The organism is Microcoleus sp. FACHB-SPT15, assembly GCF_014849525.1.
GTDB classification, from domain to species: Bacteria; Cyanobacteriota; Cyanobacteriia; order Cyanobacteriales; family Coleofasciculaceae; genus Symplocastrum; species Symplocastrum torsivum.
This window is the reverse complement of record NZ_JACJNU010000049.1, coordinates 161596-179589: the sequence shown is the minus strand read 5'-3', so window position 1 is coordinate 179589 and position 17994 is coordinate 161596. Positions and strand designations below refer to the sequence as shown.

The window sequence follows — 17994 nt, the reverse complement described above, 5'->3', positions numbered from 1 at the left end:
AGTTTATAAACTTCTCCTGTAACCGCTAAAAAATTGCACACCCTGGACGTTGACGATGAGTAAAATCCGCGTTGCTCTCATTGAAGACCATGACCTGACGAGGGTCGGGATCAGAACAGCGCTACAACAGCGTAGCGAAATTGAATTTGTAGGAGAGGCAGCCAATGCCACCGATGGTCTGAAATTACTGGAAACGTCCAGGCCGGATATCGGAATTGTGGACATTGGTTTGCCTGACATTGATGGCATTGAGTTGACACGGCGCTTCAAGGAAGCGAGAAGCGCTGAAGAGGAGACTCAAACCAAGATTCTGGTTTTGACGTTGCAGGATAACGAGGAAGCTGTGATGGCGGCGTTTGCTGCTGGAGCGGACTCTTACTGCATGAAGAATATCAGTTTCGATAATTTGCTAGAGGCGCTACAAGTCACCTACGAAGGGAATGCTTGGATTGACCCTGCGATCGCAAGAATTGTGCTAACACAAGCCAAGTCAAGCGAGGTTGGTGCTGATGCCGCTGCTGCCTTGAAAACTGTAACGATCAATGCTGCTGAACCAGAGTATAGCCAACTGATTGAAGCCTATCCCCTAACGGAACGGGAATTGGAAGTATTGCAGCTAATTGTTGAAGGTTGCAGCAATGCCGCGATCGCAGAAAAGCTCTACATCACGGTGGGAACTGTCAAAACCCATGTCCGTAACATCCTGAATAAGCTGTGTGCCGATGACCGTACTCAAGCGGCAGTTCGTGCGCTTCGCTCTGGCTTAGTTGGTTAAGCGATCGCTGCCAACGAGACGGTAACATTACCATGAAGCCGTTAGAGCAATCGTCTGGGCGTGAAACCCATCCTTGAACTTGGTGTTATTGAGCAATACCCTTGGGTAAGAACTATGACCCAGTTCGCTTACTCATCTAAGACTGGGGTGTTTCTCAACCAGCTTGGCTTGAATGAACACCAGAATCCATTGTCTACAGGCAGTAACGATTCTTTTTTAGACGTTAAGAGCCAGTGGTAGTCTATACTGCTGGCTCCTCTTGCAGTTTTTCTAGCTGTGTATGGGTTGTCTGATTTACTATAGTCTCGAATAGATGAGTATTTTGCTCCTGTTTGGGGCTTCACTTCACCTAAAGTGCGATTTTCCAAGCTTGAGGGAGTGCATAAGAGTGCGATCGCTCTTAATTGCCATGGATGGTGTATCTAACTTATCCGACCATGAAGGAGACAATTTTAGGTGAATGAGGAACACACCCCTGAGTTAACAATCAGGGATATCTTAAGCAGGAAGCACACGTTGAGAATTGTGTCAGGTTGTTGGTAAGCAGGAACGCCGACAGCATCCAGTCCGATTATCCTCAAGCTGTCGTCTCTAACGAACAAGAGAACCGGAGTGACCAAATGAGTCAGGCAGATCGGAGCAAACTCAAACTGATGGTGGTTGACGACGAGCCTGACAACCTAGATTTGTTGTACAGAACCTTCCGGCGAGATTTTCGCGTCTTCAAAGCAGACGGAGCAATGAAAGCTCTTGAACTTCTAGACACCCATGGGGAAATGGCGGTGATCATTTCTGATCAGCGAATGCCCCTGATGAACGGAACTGAATTCTTGAGCAAGACGGTTGAGCGCTTTCCAGAAACGATTCGCATTCTTTTGACTGGCTACACGGATGTTGAAGATCTAGTTGAAGCGATTAACTCTGGCAAGGTATTCAAGTACATCACTAAGCCTTGGAACCCTGAAAACCTGAAAGCCGTCGTTCAACAAGCTGCCGACACCTACCGGGTACTAAAGCAAAGAACCAATGAGCTGCGCCGCGCCTTACGACGAGAAGAACTTTTCAATGTGGTGACAACGGCGATTCGAGAGTCACTGGACTACCGCAGTATGCTACAAACGATTGTCACGACGATTGGTCGGACGTTTGAAGCCACAAGTTGTATTTTGCGACCAGTAGATAGTGATCAGCTAACACTAGAGTCTTTCTGTTACCAGGAAGATAGCACAGAACTACTCCCCCTTCCCGATGCCGACTCAACTGTTCTAAACGCTTTAGAGAACCGACAGACACAGATTGTTCAGGATGAAACCTCCGGCAATACTTCCGTACATCTACTCGTCCCGTTAATCTGTCAGCAACAACTCTTGGCAGTTCTATCTCTCTATCAAAATGAGAGAGGACGTCTGTGGACATCACAAGATGTTCAGTTAATTGAAGCTGTTGCTGAGCAAGCTGCTTTAGCGATTTCCCAAGCCAAACTCTACCAACGTACCCAGCTACAAGCTGAGCAGATGCGTGCTGAACTAGAGGTAGCTCGCCAGATTCAAAACAACCTACTACGCCAAAGCTTGCCGGATGTCGAAGGTTTGCGAGTGCAAGCCCACTGCTACCCAGCGCGAGAAGTTGGAGGCGATTTTTTTGAAGTTTATGTTCATCCGCAAGGAGATGTATGGTTAGCAGTTGGAGATGTATCTGGTAAAGGTGTCCCTGCGGCTCTATTTATGGCGAGTGCCATCTCTATTTTGCGACGAGAACTCGCGCAAGAAGTATCTCCAGAACCGGAGGTTGTCATGCGAAACCTCAACAGCATTATGTCCGATGATCTTGTCAGTACCAACTGTTTCATCACAATGGTGCTAGCTCGCTATACCCCAGCATCGCGGCAGTTGGTCTACGCGAACGCAGGTCACATCTATCCCATTGTCTGGTCTCACAGATTAATCATTCAACAACAGGCAGTATCTGAAAATTCGGTGACAGTGGAACCAAATTACCTCAAAGTTCGTGGCGTTCCTTTGGGGATTTTAGCCACTTGGAAAGCGAATGCAGGGGTTCTGACTTTAAATGCGGGTGACCTCTTTCTGTTAATCAGTGATGGAATTACAGAGGCGACCGTAAAAGACGTGAACCCTCGCCCACAAAACTATGAGCCCAACACTGGTGCAATGCTCAAGCAAGACGGGCTTTGGCAACTGCTGCTTCAGGAGTCAGACCCCTTTGACTTGACCAATTTACTAAATCGCATTCGAGAACGGACTAACAATGTTCAGGAAGATGACCAAACTATACTCTCTCTGGAGGTTCTGTAGTCTATGAAAACGGAACTGCACATCCCAAGTGACTTGAAGTTTTTGACGATTGTCGAAAGTTGGCTACTGGGCAGTCTGGAGGCGGAGTTAGGCGACTCTGTCGATTGGTCACGTCAATCTAATCGTTTGCGGCTGGCGTTGGTGGAAGCGTATTCCAATGTGGTGCGTCACGCTCATCGAGATCAGCCGAATTTGCCGGTGTTGATTCGTTTGGAACTCAAAGAACGGGATATTGCACTAGAGATTTGGGATCATGGCAAAGGGTTTGATCTATCAACGTATTTGCCGCCCAATCCAGATGATAAGCAGGAAAGTGGCTATGGTTGGCTCATTATGAATCGACTGATGGATCGGGTTGAGTATCGCTTGCAAGTCAATGGTCGCAACTGCCTGAAGATGGAAGCGAGTTTGCCGAAAGCTGAAGAATCTCAGTAAGTATGTGGGTTTCAGTCGGCGTTGTTACTTTTTTCTTGAGCCTGAAAAACTTGCTTTTGCGATCGCATTGGAGGTAACAAGATGTGGCAGACATCTTGTCTGCCGTACACTTTGTTCGTAAATTTATTACTGGCTAGCGGCGAAGGCTCAAAAGTTCTTGGGGAGAAGCGAGTAGCTTGATTCTTGTATGGAGAATTTCTCGTTCTGCACTCAGGAGAAATATCCAGGATACATTGACACCAAACAAAGGTGTTTGCACTTTGCCAGTGACTTGAATTTGGGTTTGGTCATTATCTAGTGATTCAGCAATTCCCTCTTTGGGAGATAGCTGCATTCCTTTGGCTTCGGCTTTTAGGTAATTTGCGATCGCTTCTTTTCCTTCAATGGGTTGCTCGAAGGGTGGCTGCATTGTACCTGTATCGCCGAACAAAACGGCTGTTGCTTCATACTCACCAGCGTTCATCGTCTCAAAGTAGCGCAGCACCACTGGCTCATCAATTCCTTCTATAGCTAAGTCGGTAGTAGCAGCAGACTCGTTAGTTGGGTTTATGTCCTTGGCAATGCTCATTAGTATTCTCCTCAAGCTGGAAACAAGTATCAAATAAAAAGGCAGGTGTACACCTGCCCTCTTAGATGGATTTTGGAGAACTCTATAGTCCAGGGCTTCGATTAGACACCTGAGTAGAGCTGATTTATTTGACGTTAGTCAGCAAGTGGATCAACACCCATGTCAACCACAGCATTGCGTAAAACAGTAATTTATTGACCGAAATCTAGCGGCTTGAGAGGTATGTGTCTCTCTTGCCTGACCTCATTGATTGCGTAGTGCAACGTTTTATTAAGATTTGCAAATAAAAATTACATATACCAAGCTAAGAAAATTAAAATGATTGGTTTGGATTATTTGTGATTAATGTCACTGCCAGTGAAAATATCTGTCAGTATCGATCAGTTGAAGCAAGAAGCCTACTCACTAGGTTTTCACTTGTGTGGAATCGCGGCTGTGGATGCTGACACTGACTCAGCTAAACAGCAGCGCCTCAAGGCATGGCTGGCATTGGGGTATCAAGCTGACATGGCGTGGATGGAAAAACCTGAACGCTTTGACATCTGTGCCGCTATGCCAGAAGTACAGTCAGTGATTTGTGTCGCCCTCAACTACTACACTCCTCACCAACGTCCCAATGAGCCTGAATTAGCTAAAATCTCCCGTTACGGCTGGGGGCGAGACTATCACAAGGTAATGCATAAAAAGTTAAAGGCTTTTACTAACTGGCTGTCTAAGCAAGGTGAAGGGGTTAAGGCGCGTTACTATGCTGATACAGGGCCAGTACAGGATAAAGTTTGGGCAGAGCGTGCGGGGATCGGTTGGATTGCCAAAAATGGCAATGTAATTACACGTAAGTATGGCAGTTGGGTATTTTTAGGGGAAGTCTTAACTAACGTAGAGTTGCCCCCAGATGCGCCCCACACAGAACACTGCGGTAGCTGTACCCGTTGCCTCGATGCCTGCCCTACGGGTGCGATCGCTAAACCGTTTGTCGTTGATGCGAACCGATGCATTGCTTATCACACGATAGAAAATCGGGCTGCGGACTTGCCAGAGTTCATTGCAGCCCGTCTAGAAGGCTGGGTTGCTGGTTGTGACATCTGCCAGGATGTCTGCCCCTGGAACCAACGTTTTGCTCACACAACTGATGTAGCAGAATTTCAACCCTACCCCTGGAATATCGCTCCCACACTCACCGAACTAGCAAACATCTCGGATGATGAGTGGAATCGGCGCTTTCCAGCCTCAGCATTAAGGCGAATTAAGCCAGATATGCTGCGGCGGAATGCCCAAGCTAATCTTGAGGCACCAAAGCCATCAAGCTAATTATTGTTAAAAGTCCGAGCTTGCATGATGAGTGTAAAAGTAATTATTTTTGATTTCGATGGTACGCTTGCTGACACATTTGATGCCGTTGTTCGTATTAGTAATCGTTTAGCCAGCGAATTCGGCTATAAGCAGGCGGTTCCAGATGACCTCGCTAAAATCAGAAATTTGGGTTCTAGAGAAATAATTAAACAATCAGGAATCTCGCTTTTTAAGATACCTTTTCTTTTGAAAAGACTAAAAGCCGATTTACATAATGAAATTCTATATTTGAATCCCATATTTGGCATAGAAGAAGCTCTAGCCAAACTAAATTATGAAGGAAATCAGCTTGGGATACTCACTTCCAACTCAGAAGAGAATGTCAGAATCTTTCTAAAAAAACATGAAATGGAAGACTTGTTTAGTTTTATTTTTTCAGAAACCAAGTTATTTAGTAAGCATAAAGTCCTCCGGAAGTTCCTACAAAAGAACCATTTGACTCCGGAAGAAGTTATCTATGTAGGAGATGAAACTAGAGATATTGAAGCAGCAAAAAAAATTAATATGAAAGCGATCGCTGTTAGCTGGGGCTTTAACTCAAAAGAAGCCTTGGCAGCACAGAATCCGGAGTTTTTAATCCACCAACCTAACGAATTGATTGATGTAATAGGAATGTTGCATAGTGCATATGCCAGCGACTATTTAGGAGGAGAAACAGCCCTAAGAAAAGCGGATGAGGGCTGAGTGGCGAGGAGGCTGTAACATGGTTGCTACTCAGGAAACGCAAGGTGACACTGTATACAATGAAATATGATGAAAAACCCTGTCCCAGATTTTATCGAGCCAGGGTTTTAGCAAGAAAATTAGTAATTCGTGAAAAATGATTAGAGCTTGGAATCAGGACGAGGAGCAGTCAAAGCATCCCAGGCAGCTTTAGCAGCATCAGCAAGGCGATCGCCAAACGAAGCCACTTCCTTAACAATTGATTCCCAGTTCTTCTCCGCATCCATCTGGAGTAGCTTGAACGAGTATTCAATCTGATCTTTATCAAAAAGCTTATCTTGTTCAATCACTTCCCGTATTTGTCGGACAGCGGTTAGATAGGCATCACGGGTCACTTCACCTGCTCCTTGTGCCTCTGACTGCGCCCGTTTTTTTATCGCTTCAATCAGTGCAATAGTTTCGTTCTGCACTTGCTCAGAAGCATTGGGCATCTCTTGCTTAACAAGAGCCCGCATTTCTGGGTCATAGGGTGTCAGGGCGCGATCGTCTGGAACAGTAGGTTCAGTAGTCATAATAGTTTCTCCTTGAGTGCAGTTAGTTACTCCGATCTTGAAAAACTTTAGCCACTAGTCAACTTCAAGCTACTTTGGTGGCTAAAGGTGTCTTCTACCTACTCAGGGTATATGAATTATGTGTTGCTTCTATCCCAGCTAGACCAAAGCTATTGATTTATTTAGTAAAATCTTATACCGCGTCCTAGACTTACTGATTATGAAACCTTTTAATCCAGAACCAAATCCTGGGCTAAGCTTCTCAAGCTTCCGCAAGATTAGTGAAAACGGCTTTGGCGATCGCAACAATTCCTACGCTTACTCAATGGTGTGGTTCAAAGACCATTTGTATGTTGGCACGGGTCGGGCAACTCTCTGTTTTCTCAAGCCGCACGTTCCGCTAAATGTCAATATTTGGCCAGTCGAATGCCCTTATACTGTATATTCCAAAGAATTTGAATATACTCAAGCACGGGGAGAAATTTGGCGCTATAGCCCAGTCACAGCTCATTGGGAACGTGTTTATCAATCTCCGATGGTTACCGATTCTCAAGGAGCTGAATTTAGCCGTGACTTTGGCTACCGGGCTATGACAGTATTTCAAGGAAAATCCGATTCAGAGCCTGCCCTCTACGTTGCTACCTGTGCGCGTTCTCGTAGTTCAGGCACGATTATCCTTCGCTCTGAAGATGGTATCAATTTTTTTCCAATCTCCAAGCCAGGTTTAATTGGTCTACCGATCACGAGCTTACGTTCTTTGTTTCCTTTTAAAGGGAAACTCTATACAACGCCTGCGGGTGCTACTCGCGGCAATCAAAACACGGCGGGTATTCCTATCATCTATGAAACTAGCGACCCTGTTCAAGAGGAGTGGCAAGCTGTCAACGAACCGGGATTTGGTGACTTTGATAACAAGACAATCTACGAACTGATTGATTTTGGTAATTATCTCTACGTTGGTACGTTTAACAATAACGGCTTTCAAATATGGCGCACTGATGCACAGGGAGAACCTCCTTACCACTGGACAAAAGTAATTACTCGTGGTGCAAACCGGGGCAGCCTCAATCAGGGAACAGTCAGTATGTTGGTTTTCAAAGATGCTTTATATGTAGGCACTGGTATACAAAACGGGGGTTACGATCATCGGAATAAAATAGGTCCGGCAGGAGCTGAAATAATCAGGATAGCTCACGATGGCTCCTGGGAAATTATCGTGGGTGATGAGCGAGACGGTAAGTTTCCTTTAAGTGGATTGCCAGCAGGGTTTGGTAGTATTTCCAATGGTTACATCTGGCGAATGGGAGTTCATGATGGTTGGCTTTATGCAGGTACCATGAATTGGAGCATCATCCTGCGCTTTAACAGACTTAAAGGTCAATCTCAAAAGCTAAATTGGCTGCTAGAGCAAGTAGGCATTGAAAATCTCATTAAGAATCAAGGCGGTTTCGATCTGTGGCGGTCTTTTGATGGAGAAAACTGGCTACCAGTAAGCCGTCAAGGATTTGGCAATTCTTATAACTACGGACTCCGTAATATCGTATCTACACCTCATGGTCTTTTTATCGGTACCGCTAATCCTTTTGGTCCGCGTGCTGCCATTCAAGTCAATGAGCAATGGACTTATGAAGATAATCCCAATGGTGGTCTTGAAATTTGGCAAAGCAGCTAAACAAGAAACTATCCCTAGCTCTCAAAAGGGGAAAGCTGCGTTACACAGCCTGACATATATATCCCTTTGATTATCTGAAAATGACCTTCTGCCATGAAGCAATCTTGTATTATCAATCATCAAGATATCCCCCGTTTGCCATTGAATTGGCTTCATGAGCCGGTCAGTAACTTCTTTTAGTTCATCAATAACAGCGTCGGGAATCTTGGAGTTGTCTTCAAACCTCACAAGACTAGCTTGCTTACCCTGTAACTCTTGCTCTACTACGGGTAAGATATTGTTAATAAAAATAGGATGACTTTCTCTTCTACTTTGAACAACGGCTGAACATAAATACTCCGTTGCGATCGCATAGGTTTCCTGATCTACCCTAAGAGAGATATCTTCTTCGTCGCATATTTTTTTAACTACTCTCAGGTCATCAGTTTGATAGATTTCCTTCCATATCGCCTTGGGATAATTGCGAATATATTTTAATCGTTTTGTGCTAAAAAGCTTTTTGGTAGAATCACTTAGTTCTTCATAAATCTCTGCTCCATCACCAACCGTAGTTTCACCATCTTTTAAGGGTGGAGTAGCACAATAAAACCATATAAGTTGGGGTTTATTTTTTTTGTAATACATCTCTCCGTGAGGAGGAACTGCAAAGGAAAGTCTATGGCCTGTTACTGATAAGAGAGTCTTGTCTCCTTTAATCATTTCCCGGTTATAGGCACCACCTATATAAGCCATAAAGTTAGTGCTAAATAACTCAGTAAAGGCTTTAAATTTATCAGTGTTAACGTTAAAACTTCTAAAAAGTAATAAATTAGAAGACTTAAATAAGTTAATAACTTCATCTCTATCTAAGCTAAAAATGCTGCTACATTTTGTACTTAGCAGTAGAGTACCAAATTTTTCAGAAACTGGTGCTATTTGAGTCTTCATAATGCTTGGATTTACTTTAAAGCCCTACAAGAATCAGAACAACTTAGTGCAGCGTAGGGGAAATAACTATCCAGTTGAAAGAGGTTAAAAAGCTTACTGTACAAGCAATATTCATAAAAGCCTTCTGCCTCCTGCCTTCTGCCCTCTTGCACTAATGTTCCTTGCCAATCCAAATCTCTAAACCATTAACTCCAAGTGTATTAGATAAAGAGTTATCTACAGTTTGACCATGGATTGTATCAAAAACAAGGGTTAATCCCAATGGGGTGGACATAGCCGCACATAGCTCGACTTGGGGATAATGAGTAATTCCCTCTAAAGGAATAGTTTCCCAAATTTCCCCATCTTCTGAAAGCCACATTTGAAACCTGCCCGGTTTTTGGACTCCAACATAAAGATAATTATCATGAACCAGTAGGCACTGAAAATTCGATTGCTCAAGGTCATCAAAACCTGGTCCCATTGCCGATAAAGGTACCTTCAATCCATCAGGGGTAAATTTCGGTGTACCGACAATTAAGTCCCAACTATCATCAGGATAAATACGAATTAATTCAGGAGGAGCAGTATTAAACTCATTAGTATTGTTCTCCGCGAGTAATGCTCTGCCACTAGCAACATATAGATTGCCTTTAAAGACAACCATAGATGATACAAATTCATTCATCGTATATCTATATGCCCCCTTGGAGATAACCTGCTTCCAAGAGTAAGAAAAAGGTTCAATAACTTGAGTTTTCCAGACTTGAAATCCTTGCTCTAGATTTACAGTTCCCACATACAGGCAATCATTGAATGCCACCATCTGGGAAATGGCTTTATTATTCGAGTCGCCAAAACCCAATAAACTTGTGCATTGCCATAGTCCTAATGCTGGATCATCTGAAACATAGACAATAGGCAGATCTTCCCACTTTTCGGCTTCACCCGTTAATCTTCCTAAACAGGACGCATAAAGCTTATTTTGGAACGGATAAAGTTGGCGGAAAGACAACCTATACTGTTCCACTTTAGCCTTTGGAATTACGTGAAAAGATTCACAAGTTTCTGTGCGTAAAAGTTGCGATTCAAGCGAGGAGATAAGACTTAGATAAAGCATTGGGGCATTATCGCTCTTCCCTTTAAAAATAGCTATCTCGCTGAATATTTTGTTATGATGGATTAAATCATTCTGACTAATATTTGACTTTGATGCCTTTGTCAAATAAGCACTACTATCCTCATTTAATAGAGGTAATTGATACACTTCATCCCAGGTGTCGTTTAGGGAATCATGACGTAATAATTTGCCAGAGTGATTTGCTTTTTGTGTTGAATCAGATGTGATTGCAAGATATAAATGATTTTGAAATAAGAATAGGAAACAGCTAAAACTACTTGTCAACTGTTGGTAACCTTTTTGCTCGGTACTGGCAAAGTATTGAGCCGCTAGTAAAGAGTCTTTAGACATTTCTTTTTCTAGTTACTAATAGAACTACTGATAACCCATTTGCTTAGCTAGATGAATTATTTTTTGTGAAGATTGCCGATTCAAAGCCCAATCTAGCTCAGTCTTGCTCTTCAGTGATAGCTCTGAAATTTTGCCAGAACGTAATCTAGGGCTGTCTAAGAATTTTAGATCATTCCCACCCCTAGCCCCTAGTGGACCGCGACAGGCATAAGATGAATTTTCTGGATGTTTCATCGCCTCAATAGCCTCCTGATCAACTCGTAAACTAAGCCAATCTGCTATTTGTGGTAGATACAAGTCTGGTTCGGATAGCAGGTCTTCCCCCTTTAATCGCATACTCTGCCCTACAGGCAGCGTACTAGTAAAGTTGATAATGCTGCTGTGAGTGTAAAGCCATAAGCGAGCCGGGTCAAAGGTAGTTTCTTTGAGTGCGTTCTTAATGAGTGGCTTAGGGGTTCCACTTGTCTTTAACATTGGTTTAAAAAGATTTTCTCGTACCTCTGACATTTGCTTAAGGTACTCACGAATCGACTTGGCTGCTGATATGGGATGGCGAGTCAGGTGCAAAAAGTTAGCCTTCGGGAACATTGCATAAGCACGTTCGATAAATTCTGGTTTCATAACCGTTACGGGACTTTTGTCTACACCGATTCGAGGGCTAATTCGTTCCAGGATATAATCGAACATTTTTTTTGTGGACCAGTCCATTCGTTTTTGTAGCCATGCTCGAACTTTAAAAATGCTTGTTTCTGTTTGGACACCATCGTGTAGTTGTGCCAGTGTGCGTAGCAACCCATGCAAACCTTGAGGTCTTCCTTGGCGGAGATAATACAGCAGCATTTCTTCAACACTGTCTGCAACAAAAAGATTAAGCTCAGGAAAACCATACGTCTCTGGATGTTGACCAATCATGGCACATCCAACTGATGAAAAAGAACGTAACGGACATAGGATAATTAATGGTTCAGTCATTCTAGAATTTATGGATAGCAATGTAATACACTTTTGCCTAGTTGTATTAGGACTTAGTGCCTGATTTTACTAATACATAGTTATGTAGCTTTTGCTACCGCTATTGATAGCCCATTTGCTTTGCAAGTTTAGTAATTTTTGTGGAAAATCCTTGATCTAATGCCCATTCCAAAGCTCTATTCAGTGATGGCTCTGAAACTTGACCTACACGTAGGACAGGGCTTTTTAAAAATTTCGGATCATTACCCCCCCGTGCTCCTCGTGGTCCAATAGAAGCATAGGATGAAGTTTCTGGATGCTTCATTGCTTCAATCGCTTCTTTATCCGTTCGCACACCAAGCCACTCAGCTATTTGTGGTAAATATACGTCTGGATTAGATAATAAATCCTCCCCTTTGAGCCGCATACTTTGTCCCACTGGCAGTGTGCTAGTAAATTCCATAATTCTGCTGTGCGTTTGGAGCCAAAGTCTGGCGGGATCTAATGTTTTTGAAGACTCTCTAACAGAGATTTTTGACATTTGTTGAAAAAACTCCTGCATTGATTTTCCCGCTGATATAGGATGACGGGTTAAATGTAAGAACTTACTTTTAGGGAACATTGTATAGGAACGCTCAATAAATTCAGATTTCATAACAGTTACAGGAGTTTTATCAATACCTATTTTGGGATTAATCTGTTCAAGCAGATAATCAAAGACATTTTTGGTAGACCAACTCTGCCGTTCATCTAGCCATTGTTTTGCTTTATGAATGGTCGTTTCTGTTTGAACTCCATCATGCAGCTGTGCCAACGTCCGAAGTAAGCCCGGCCCTCCCTTTACCCTACCTTTGTGTTCGTGATACAGCATTAGTTCTTGCATACTGTCTGCAACAAATAGATGAAGTTCCGGAAAACCATACATTTCTGGATGTTGACCTAGCATTCCACAGGCAACTGATGAGAAGGAACGTAAAGGGCACAAGATTATTAGAGGTTCAGCCATTGGTAATCCTCAGACAGGCAATTCCAATACAGAGATAAGAAAGTAATATGTAGCAGTTCTCCTAAAGGATGAGATACAAGTTCTGGGTTTTCGGGAATTGGGAATGGGGAATTGGCAAGAAAGCAAGATGTGCTTCACTGATACGAGAATCGCTATAACTCTCTTTGGCATTAAAGTTTCGTAGAAACCCTGAGTATTTGATGTAGTTCCAGAATCATACAATATACCTAAGCTTCTACATTAAACTAGGAGATTTAGGATTCTATAAGAAACACACGCATTCTATTTTTTATCCTGTAGAGGTTACTTTGTTGTTCTTATTTTTATATGTTCCTGTATAGCGTTTAATTCCTTTTGTGTAACTTCAAGTAGTCCTAGTAGCCAAGCAGAGCGATATTGAAGTTCTTGCTTACGTTGCTCAAGTTCCTGTAGAGAGGTAGAGTTTGGCTCAATTTCTGGACTGTTTATCCATTGTTGAACATTCTTCAGAAAATCGATAGGAAGAGCTTTTTCTTGATTGTTACGGGTCTGTTGGTTACTCCTAGCTAGGTTCTGTCGCGGCTCAACATCCGGCTGGTTATTAGAGGATTTCTGTCTGCTACCGTGACGTTCTCTGATTTGTTGTAGAATTGCTTGTCGCTTTTCGGCTGATGCACTATGGTCTGTTGTCATCTAGAACAATCTTATTGGGTAAAGTCAAACGGTTACAACTTAATACATCAAGCTAAGTTTACTCTGGCTATTGAGCCAACTTTCCTAAGAAAGGGCTGAACATAAAGTTTCTAATCAAGAAGGATTGAAACAGCCTTTTTGTTTCATTAGCTAAGCCTGAATCAATTTTTTTTCTGAGCCACTGTATCTATCTGTTATCAACTTACCGACAGCGAACTGAGAAAAAATGCTCACATAGCGTTATGTAAACTCTAAGCTTAAAGGCTCGAAATGCGTCTTTGTGGAGTTTGAGGATTAGAAGGATCGGAAAGTAATGACTTACCTAAGGCTCTGTAAGTACTTGCTAAGTCCTCCCATTGAGTGTCATCCTGTTCTAGCAATATGTCAAAGTCATCCGTTTCATCAATCGCATTCTCTTCCTGTGAAGCTAGGAGTTTTGCGGCTTGATACTCCTCTGTCGCTTGCCTAAATAAGCCTTGTTTGTAGTAAACATCTCCAAACAGTTGATGTTTTTTGGCGGCAATAGCATCAACTTCAGGCAAATTCCTGAGAATTTGAACAGCCTCTTCTAGTTCATTTACTCCAGTTAAAGCTTCTGCAAAGCCTAAGAGCTTCGCCAGGTTAGCCCCAGGTGTTGGCAGCTCGTTGTTAATTATTTTTTGAAAAGCCTCTTTTGCTAGACCATATTCCTTTTGGATAAGATGAAGGCGACCTATTAATAAATAAGGAAGAAAAAGTTTGGGATCGATCGTCAGTACACTGTTAAGGGTTGCGATCGCTTCTGGAATCTTCCCCTGAGCTTTATAAATTTGGGCAACTAGTAGACGAGCCTTAGCCAGTTGTGGATTTAAGCGTAAAGCCTTAGAAATCTGCTTTATGGCAGCCTCGTAATCCTTCTGCTTCATGAAAACCTGACCCATTGCTATATAAGCTTGAGTCGATTTAGGGTCTAGGTTGAGTGCATTCTGAAACTCCTCAGCTGCCTTATCTAGCTCACCTTTTATGAAGTAAATCCTCCCTACTTTTAATGCTGCCTTCGACATCAAGGGATCTAGTTTGACTGCACTTTGGAAGTGATTCATCGCCTCATCATATCGTTTCTGTCTTAGATACACAGTTCCTGCACCCATATGGGCAGGAATAGATGAAGAATTGTTTTCCAAAACAGCTTTGAACTCGTCTAAAGCCTCATCAAGACGTTTTTCTTTGGCAAGTGAAAGACCGATTTTTAATCGATCTCTATCTGAAACTTGAGGTGCTATATCCTGAACCTTTACTTGGTTTCTTTCTTCAGTCAGCCGTTTTACACTAGGAATAAATTTTGGCATAAAAACTCCGTTGTTCGTAAATTGTGGATTTTATCATAGCATTCTCAAATGCTGCTGTAAGGGGTTCAGGCTCCTTACAGGTCATTCAAGTAGAAAACCGACAAAGCTGTCTTTAACAGCTTTTGCTTCAGCAAGTTTAGGCTCTAGACGCGGCGAAACCTCTAACTCTACAAGTAGGTTAGTAGGTTTGACTTAAGTCAAATCAGCTTCTTGTTTAATGAGCTAGCCTATTCATCCTAACTACGAATGTTTACGGCATTGTCCACCTCACCAGTACTTTTCACTACTTCATCATTATCTAGCCTTTGTTCCGAGAAGTTCTTGTAAGCAGTCTAGGCATAGGGCAAGTTGGTGTTAATTTTAACGTATTTACCCCTCTATTATTCACAACTACTAGACAATTCAGCCGCAGCTTCCCCTGTGGAGCAACCTATAGGGCAAATCGCTGAACGAAGCTCTACTATAACAATCAAGCTATTCTCTAGAATCCCCATTGCCCAAAAACCAACCTATAGCGCCTATTGCCAATCCCTCATCTTCCTGGGCATAAAGTCTCAATAAATTAGCTATGTTAGTTAAATTAGATGGATTGTTGTAAGGCAAACTTTATCTTAGCTTTCAAACCCGTTTAGTTAAGTTTTGTAACGCCAAGTGTATCGTGGTATTGCTGTTGTCATGTATAAACCTTTAGAAACTCGCTTACGAAAAGATCTATTAATTACAACAACCGTAGATCCGGAGACTTCAAAACACTCTTATTCATTCAAGAAGCCAAGTTCTGGTGAAGCGTTTGAATTTGGGGAAGAGGAATATTTATTATGCAAATCTATGGATGGTATTTCTACGCCATCAGAAATATTAGCAGCTTTTGAAAGACAGTTTGGGTTAGTACTAACAGAAGAGGATTTTAATCAATTTTCACAAGAAATTGCAGAATGTGGTCTTCTGGAAGTATTTGATGAGCAAGATACGTTTTCTCTAGGTATTAGTTCAACGGAAAGCAAGGAAGAAAATGAAATCTCGCAATTTTCAACTCTATCTAAGCGTCGAAAGAAAGAAAAAAGAGGTAAAGTCTGGGCAGTATCTAATTCAGAATCATTCTTTAAATTTCTGGCAAAGATTGCTAAGCCTTTTCAGCCAATTGCCATTTTATTGTTTTGGTTACTAATCCCTTTGTTGATATTAGCTTTATTTACTATATTCAACAATCAATCACTAGTTAGACGTGATATAGGTTTATTGGTAAAACCTACCTCTTGGGTAGCTTATCATCTTTTGAACATAACTGTCGTAAATTTAACGAGTAAGCTAGCTCAGGGAATAGTTTGCACTTCTTACGGTGGAACTGTAGGAGAGTTTGGGCTGAAGCTAACATTTGGAATTCTGCCTCGCTTTTATCTTAAAAAAGATGGGATATGGCAGCTTCCACGTAAGATTCAGTTATGGTCTTTTGGCACACCACTAATAATTAGAATTCTTATATTTTCTTTAGGAACTTTGATTTGGTACTGGACGAAGGGAACTGGAAATGGATTGGGAGGTTGGGCTATTTCATTGGCTTATATGGGATACCTAGACTTCCTCTTTGACTCCAGCCCGTTTTGGCCATCTGATGGTTACGGATTGATGATTGCATACTTTCGTCTTCCCCCAAACTGGCTTAAAAAGAATCTTCTTATCTTCGATATGCTCCTGAAGCGGCGACCTTTGCCAAAGCGATTAACTTTCCCAGAGAAACTCAAGTTACAAGGATTATCTCTTCTGATGATCCTTACTTGGGTATTCTTGGCGCTAAAGCTAGTTAATGATATGTCTCATAGGCTGCTAAGAAATATTTCTCCTGGTATTTTAGGAAACGGAGCCACAGCTTTACTAATTATTCTACCTTTTATGCTGGGCTTTCGGACTTTATGGGTAGCAACGCACCCAAAGCAGGATAGAAAGAACTCACATAACCAAAATAATTTAGAAAAAACAAGCGATCGCTCTCAGCAAACACCGTTATCTCATCCGCTGGAAGAGGTAGATTTGTTTCTCAGCGATTTTCCTAAATCTGTTAATAAATCGAACAGCTTTAATAAGATACTAAAGTCGTGGGTGAAAAAATTCATTAGACTATCTCTTTTAGTTGCTTTAGGTATATTACTTTTTTTGCCTTACCCATATCGTCCTGGTGGTGTAATCAAAATCTCACCTCCAATACAGCAGCAGATTCAAGCCCAAGTTAAAGGTAAAATTACTAAAGTTTTTTTCGAGGGCGGAGATAGTCAATGGATAAAATCGGGAACGGTAATTGCGAATTTAGAGGCAGTTGATATAGAAAATTCAGTATTAATAACACAAGAGCAAGTAAGACAGCAGCAAGCTGAGCTAGAGAAGCAACAGGCTAACTTGAAAAAACTACTCGCTACTCCTAGAAAGGAAGATGTAGAAGTTGCCAAACAACAAGTGGAAGTTGACAAACAACAAGTAGAAGTTGCTAAACAACAAGTAGAAGTTGCTCAAGAACAGCTTAAAACAGCTATTGGCAAGGCAGAATTTAGCTCTCGTCAAGCGGAACGTTATAAGGCTTTGTACAATACGGGCGCTTTCTCCTTGCAACAATATGAAAATTCTGCAAAAGATGCAGAAACAGACCGTAATAACGTTGAAGAAGCCAAACAGAATGTTGAAGAAGCCAAACAAAATGTAGAGAAAAAGCGGCAAGATATAAAGAAAGCAGAAGCTAACTTAGCATCAGTGTTGAGTGGTCCTTTTCCTGAAGAGATTGAAGCAGCTAGTAAAGAAGTTGAAGCGGCTCGTGCTAATCTTAAGCGTCTCCAGCAACAGTTGAAATATAATCAAGACCAAGTTAAACGAACTCCATTGGTGATGCCAATTGATGGTTATCTAGTGACCTCATCTCTTAAGCAAAAAGTGGGTAGCTATCTAGAGCAAGGTGAAACGTTTGCTGTTGCTGAAGATAATCGTCATATTCGAGGCGAAGTAGAAGTCCCAGAATACGATATAGGTGATTTTTCTGTCGGTAGAAAAGTAGAGGTTAAGCTTTTAGCTTATCCAGATAAACCTCTTACTGGAGAAGTGGTTTCTGTAGAGCCGATCGCTGCTAGTGATTCCACTAAGCTTACTAATGCTGATGAGTCTACTTCTAGCTTGACTGAACAGTTTGTAAAAGTCACTGTAGACCTGCCTAACACAGATAGATTGCTTAAAGCTGGGATGTCTGGTTATGCAAAGATTGAAGGACGCACCATGCCAGTTTTTGCCGCCTTCACTCGTTCTATTGTTCGCTTTGTACAGGTTGAAATTTGGTCTTGGCTTCCTTAATCTCTTG

General features: G+C 42.2%; 15 protein-coding genes. 7 read left to right on the top strand and 8 right to left on the bottom strand.

Annotation, left to right across the window (positions count from 1 at the left end; all coding sequences use genetic code 11):
* Positions 1 to 55: 55 nt before the first annotated feature.
* The 3 genes from H6F98_RS16840 to H6F98_RS16830 all read left to right on the top strand — a co-directional run bounded on the left by H6F98_RS16840 (position 56) and on the right by H6F98_RS16830 (position 3522).
* A complete protein-coding gene (locus tag H6F98_RS16840; RefSeq protein ID WP_192219848.1) occupies positions 56 to 775 on the top strand; it encodes a response regulator transcription factor in 720 nt (239 codons plus the stop codon).
* A gap of 620 nt (positions 776 to 1395) precedes the next feature.
* Positions 1396 to 3087: a SpoIIE family protein phosphatase gene (locus H6F98_RS16835; RefSeq protein ID WP_192219847.1), complete on the top strand. Its 1692-nt coding sequence runs from the start codon at positions 1396 to 1398 to the stop codon at positions 3085 to 3087.
* A gap of 3 nt (positions 3088 to 3090) precedes the next feature.
* The gene (locus tag H6F98_RS16830; RefSeq protein ID WP_192219846.1) at positions 3091 to 3522 is read left to right on the top strand and encodes an anti-sigma regulatory factor; all 432 of its coding nucleotides are present in this window, start codon (positions 3091 to 3093) and stop codon (positions 3520 to 3522) included.
* 133 nt (positions 3523 to 3655) lie between these two features.
* Here H6F98_RS16830 and H6F98_RS16825 read toward each other — a convergent pair whose 3' ends face one another.
* Positions 3656 to 4090: a ketosteroid isomerase family protein gene (locus tag H6F98_RS16825; RefSeq protein ID WP_192219845.1), complete on the bottom strand. Its 435-nt coding sequence runs from the start codon at positions 4088 to 4090 to the stop codon at positions 3656 to 3658.
* 345 nt (positions 4091 to 4435) lie between these two features.
* Between H6F98_RS16825 and queG the strand changes: the two genes are divergently transcribed.
* Positions 4436 to 5398, top strand: coding sequence for a tRNA epoxyqueuosine(34) reductase QueG (gene queG / locus H6F98_RS16820; protein ID WP_192219844.1), 963 nt, complete (start codon positions 4436 to 4438; stop codon positions 5396 to 5398).
* Between the two features lie 24 nt (positions 5399 to 5422).
* On the top strand, positions 5423 to 6124 hold the full coding sequence (locus H6F98_RS16815; protein ID WP_313929885.1) for an HAD-IA family hydrolase: 702 nt from the start codon (positions 5423 to 5425) through the stop codon (positions 6122 to 6124).
* 140 nt (positions 6125 to 6264) lie between these two features.
* Here the strand turns inward: H6F98_RS16815 and H6F98_RS16810 are convergent, their stop codons facing one another.
* Positions 6265 to 6675, bottom strand: coding sequence for a hypothetical protein (locus H6F98_RS16810; protein WP_192219843.1), 411 nt, complete (start codon positions 6673 to 6675; stop codon positions 6265 to 6267).
* Positions 6676 to 6874: 199 nt separating this feature from the next.
* Here H6F98_RS16810 and H6F98_RS16805 point away from each other — a divergent pair, with 199 nt between their 5' ends.
* Entirely contained in the window at positions 6875 to 8326 is a 1452-nt protein-coding gene (locus H6F98_RS16805; protein ID WP_192219842.1) for a hypothetical protein, read from the top strand.
* A 21-nt stretch (positions 8327 to 8347) separates the two neighbouring features.
* Here H6F98_RS16805 and H6F98_RS16800 read toward each other — a convergent pair whose 3' ends face one another.
* From H6F98_RS16800 to H6F98_RS16775, 6 genes are all read right to left on the bottom strand, one after another.
* Positions 8348 to 9253 carry a TauD/TfdA family dioxygenase gene (locus H6F98_RS16800; protein WP_192219841.1) on the bottom strand — a complete coding sequence of 302 codons (906 nt, stop codon included), beginning with the start codon at positions 9251 to 9253 and terminating at the stop codon, positions 8348 to 8350.
* Between the two features lie 151 nt (positions 9254 to 9404).
* Positions 9405 to 10703 (bottom strand): hypothetical protein, encoded by a 1299-nt coding sequence (locus tag H6F98_RS16795; RefSeq protein ID WP_192219840.1) that lies wholly within the window; start codon positions 10701 to 10703, stop codon positions 9405 to 9407.
* Between the two features lie 24 nt (positions 10704 to 10727).
* Positions 10728 to 11675, bottom strand: coding sequence for a sulfotransferase (locus H6F98_RS16790; RefSeq protein WP_192219839.1), 948 nt, complete (start codon positions 11673 to 11675; stop codon positions 10728 to 10730).
* A gap of 100 nt (positions 11676 to 11775) precedes the next feature.
* Positions 11776 to 12660: a sulfotransferase gene (locus H6F98_RS16785; RefSeq protein ID WP_192219838.1), complete on the bottom strand. Its 885-nt coding sequence runs from the start codon at positions 12658 to 12660 to the stop codon at positions 11776 to 11778.
* A gap of 303 nt (positions 12661 to 12963) precedes the next feature.
* The gene (locus H6F98_RS16780; protein WP_192219837.1) at positions 12964 to 13332 is read right to left on the bottom strand and encodes a hypothetical protein; all 369 of its coding nucleotides are present in this window, start codon (positions 13330 to 13332) and stop codon (positions 12964 to 12966) included.
* 257 nt (positions 13333 to 13589) lie between these two features.
* On the bottom strand, positions 13590 to 14660 hold the full coding sequence (locus H6F98_RS16775) for a lipopolysaccharide assembly protein LapB (RefSeq protein ID WP_192219836.1): 1071 nt from the start codon (positions 14658 to 14660) through the stop codon (positions 13590 to 13592).
* A 675-nt stretch (positions 14661 to 15335) separates the two neighbouring features.
* On the opposite strand from H6F98_RS16775, the gene H6F98_RS16770 reads away from it, so the two are divergent.
* Entirely contained in the window at positions 15336 to 17987 is a 2652-nt protein-coding gene (locus tag H6F98_RS16770) for an HlyD family secretion protein (RefSeq protein ID WP_192219835.1), read from the top strand.
* Positions 17988 to 17994: the final 7 nt, after the last annotated feature.

Bases quoted from the DNA above. Each gene is read 5' to 3' on its own strand.
- H6F98_RS16840 (WP_192219848.1), top strand. From the start codon at position 56: ATGAGTAAAATCCGCGTTGCTCTCATTGAAGACCATGACCTGACGAGG.
- H6F98_RS16835 (WP_192219847.1), top strand. From the start codon at position 1,396: ATGAGTCAGGCAGATCGGAGCAAACTCAAACTGATGGTGGTTGACGAC.
- H6F98_RS16830 (WP_192219846.1), top strand. From the start codon at position 3,091: ATGAAAACGGAACTGCACATCCCAAGTGACTTGAAGTTTTTGACGATT.
- H6F98_RS16825 (WP_192219845.1), bottom strand. From the start codon at position 4,090: ATGAGCATTGCCAAGGACATAAACCCAACTAACGAGTCTGCTGCTACT.
- queG (WP_192219844.1), top strand. From the start codon at position 4,436: ATGTCACTGCCAGTGAAAATATCTGTCAGTATCGATCAGTTGAAGCAA.
- H6F98_RS16815 (WP_313929885.1), top strand. From the start codon at position 5,423: ATGATGAGTGTAAAAGTAATTATTTTTGATTTCGATGGTACGCTTGCT.
- H6F98_RS16810 (WP_192219843.1), bottom strand. From the start codon at position 6,675: ATGACTACTGAACCTACTGTTCCAGACGATCGCGCCCTGACACCCTAT.
- H6F98_RS16805 (WP_192219842.1), top strand. From the start codon at position 6,875: ATGAAACCTTTTAATCCAGAACCAAATCCTGGGCTAAGCTTCTCAAGC.
- H6F98_RS16800 (WP_192219841.1), bottom strand. From the start codon at position 9,253: ATGAAGACTCAAATAGCACCAGTTTCTGAAAAATTTGGTACTCTACTG.
- H6F98_RS16795 (WP_192219840.1), bottom strand. From the start codon at position 10,703: ATGTCTAAAGACTCTTTACTAGCGGCTCAATACTTTGCCAGTACCGAG.
- H6F98_RS16790 (WP_192219839.1), bottom strand. From the start codon at position 11,675: ATGACTGAACCATTAATTATCCTATGTCCGTTACGTTCTTTTTCATCA.
- H6F98_RS16785 (WP_192219838.1), bottom strand. From the start codon at position 12,660: ATGGCTGAACCTCTAATAATCTTGTGCCCTTTACGTTCCTTCTCATCA.
- H6F98_RS16780 (WP_192219837.1), bottom strand. From the start codon at position 13,332: ATGACAACAGACCATAGTGCATCAGCCGAAAAGCGACAAGCAATTCTA.
- H6F98_RS16775 (WP_192219836.1), bottom strand. From the start codon at position 14,660: ATGCCAAAATTTATTCCTAGTGTAAAACGGCTGACTGAAGAAAGAAAC.
- H6F98_RS16770 (WP_192219835.1), top strand. From the start codon at position 15,336: ATGTATAAACCTTTAGAAACTCGCTTACGAAAAGATCTATTAATTACA.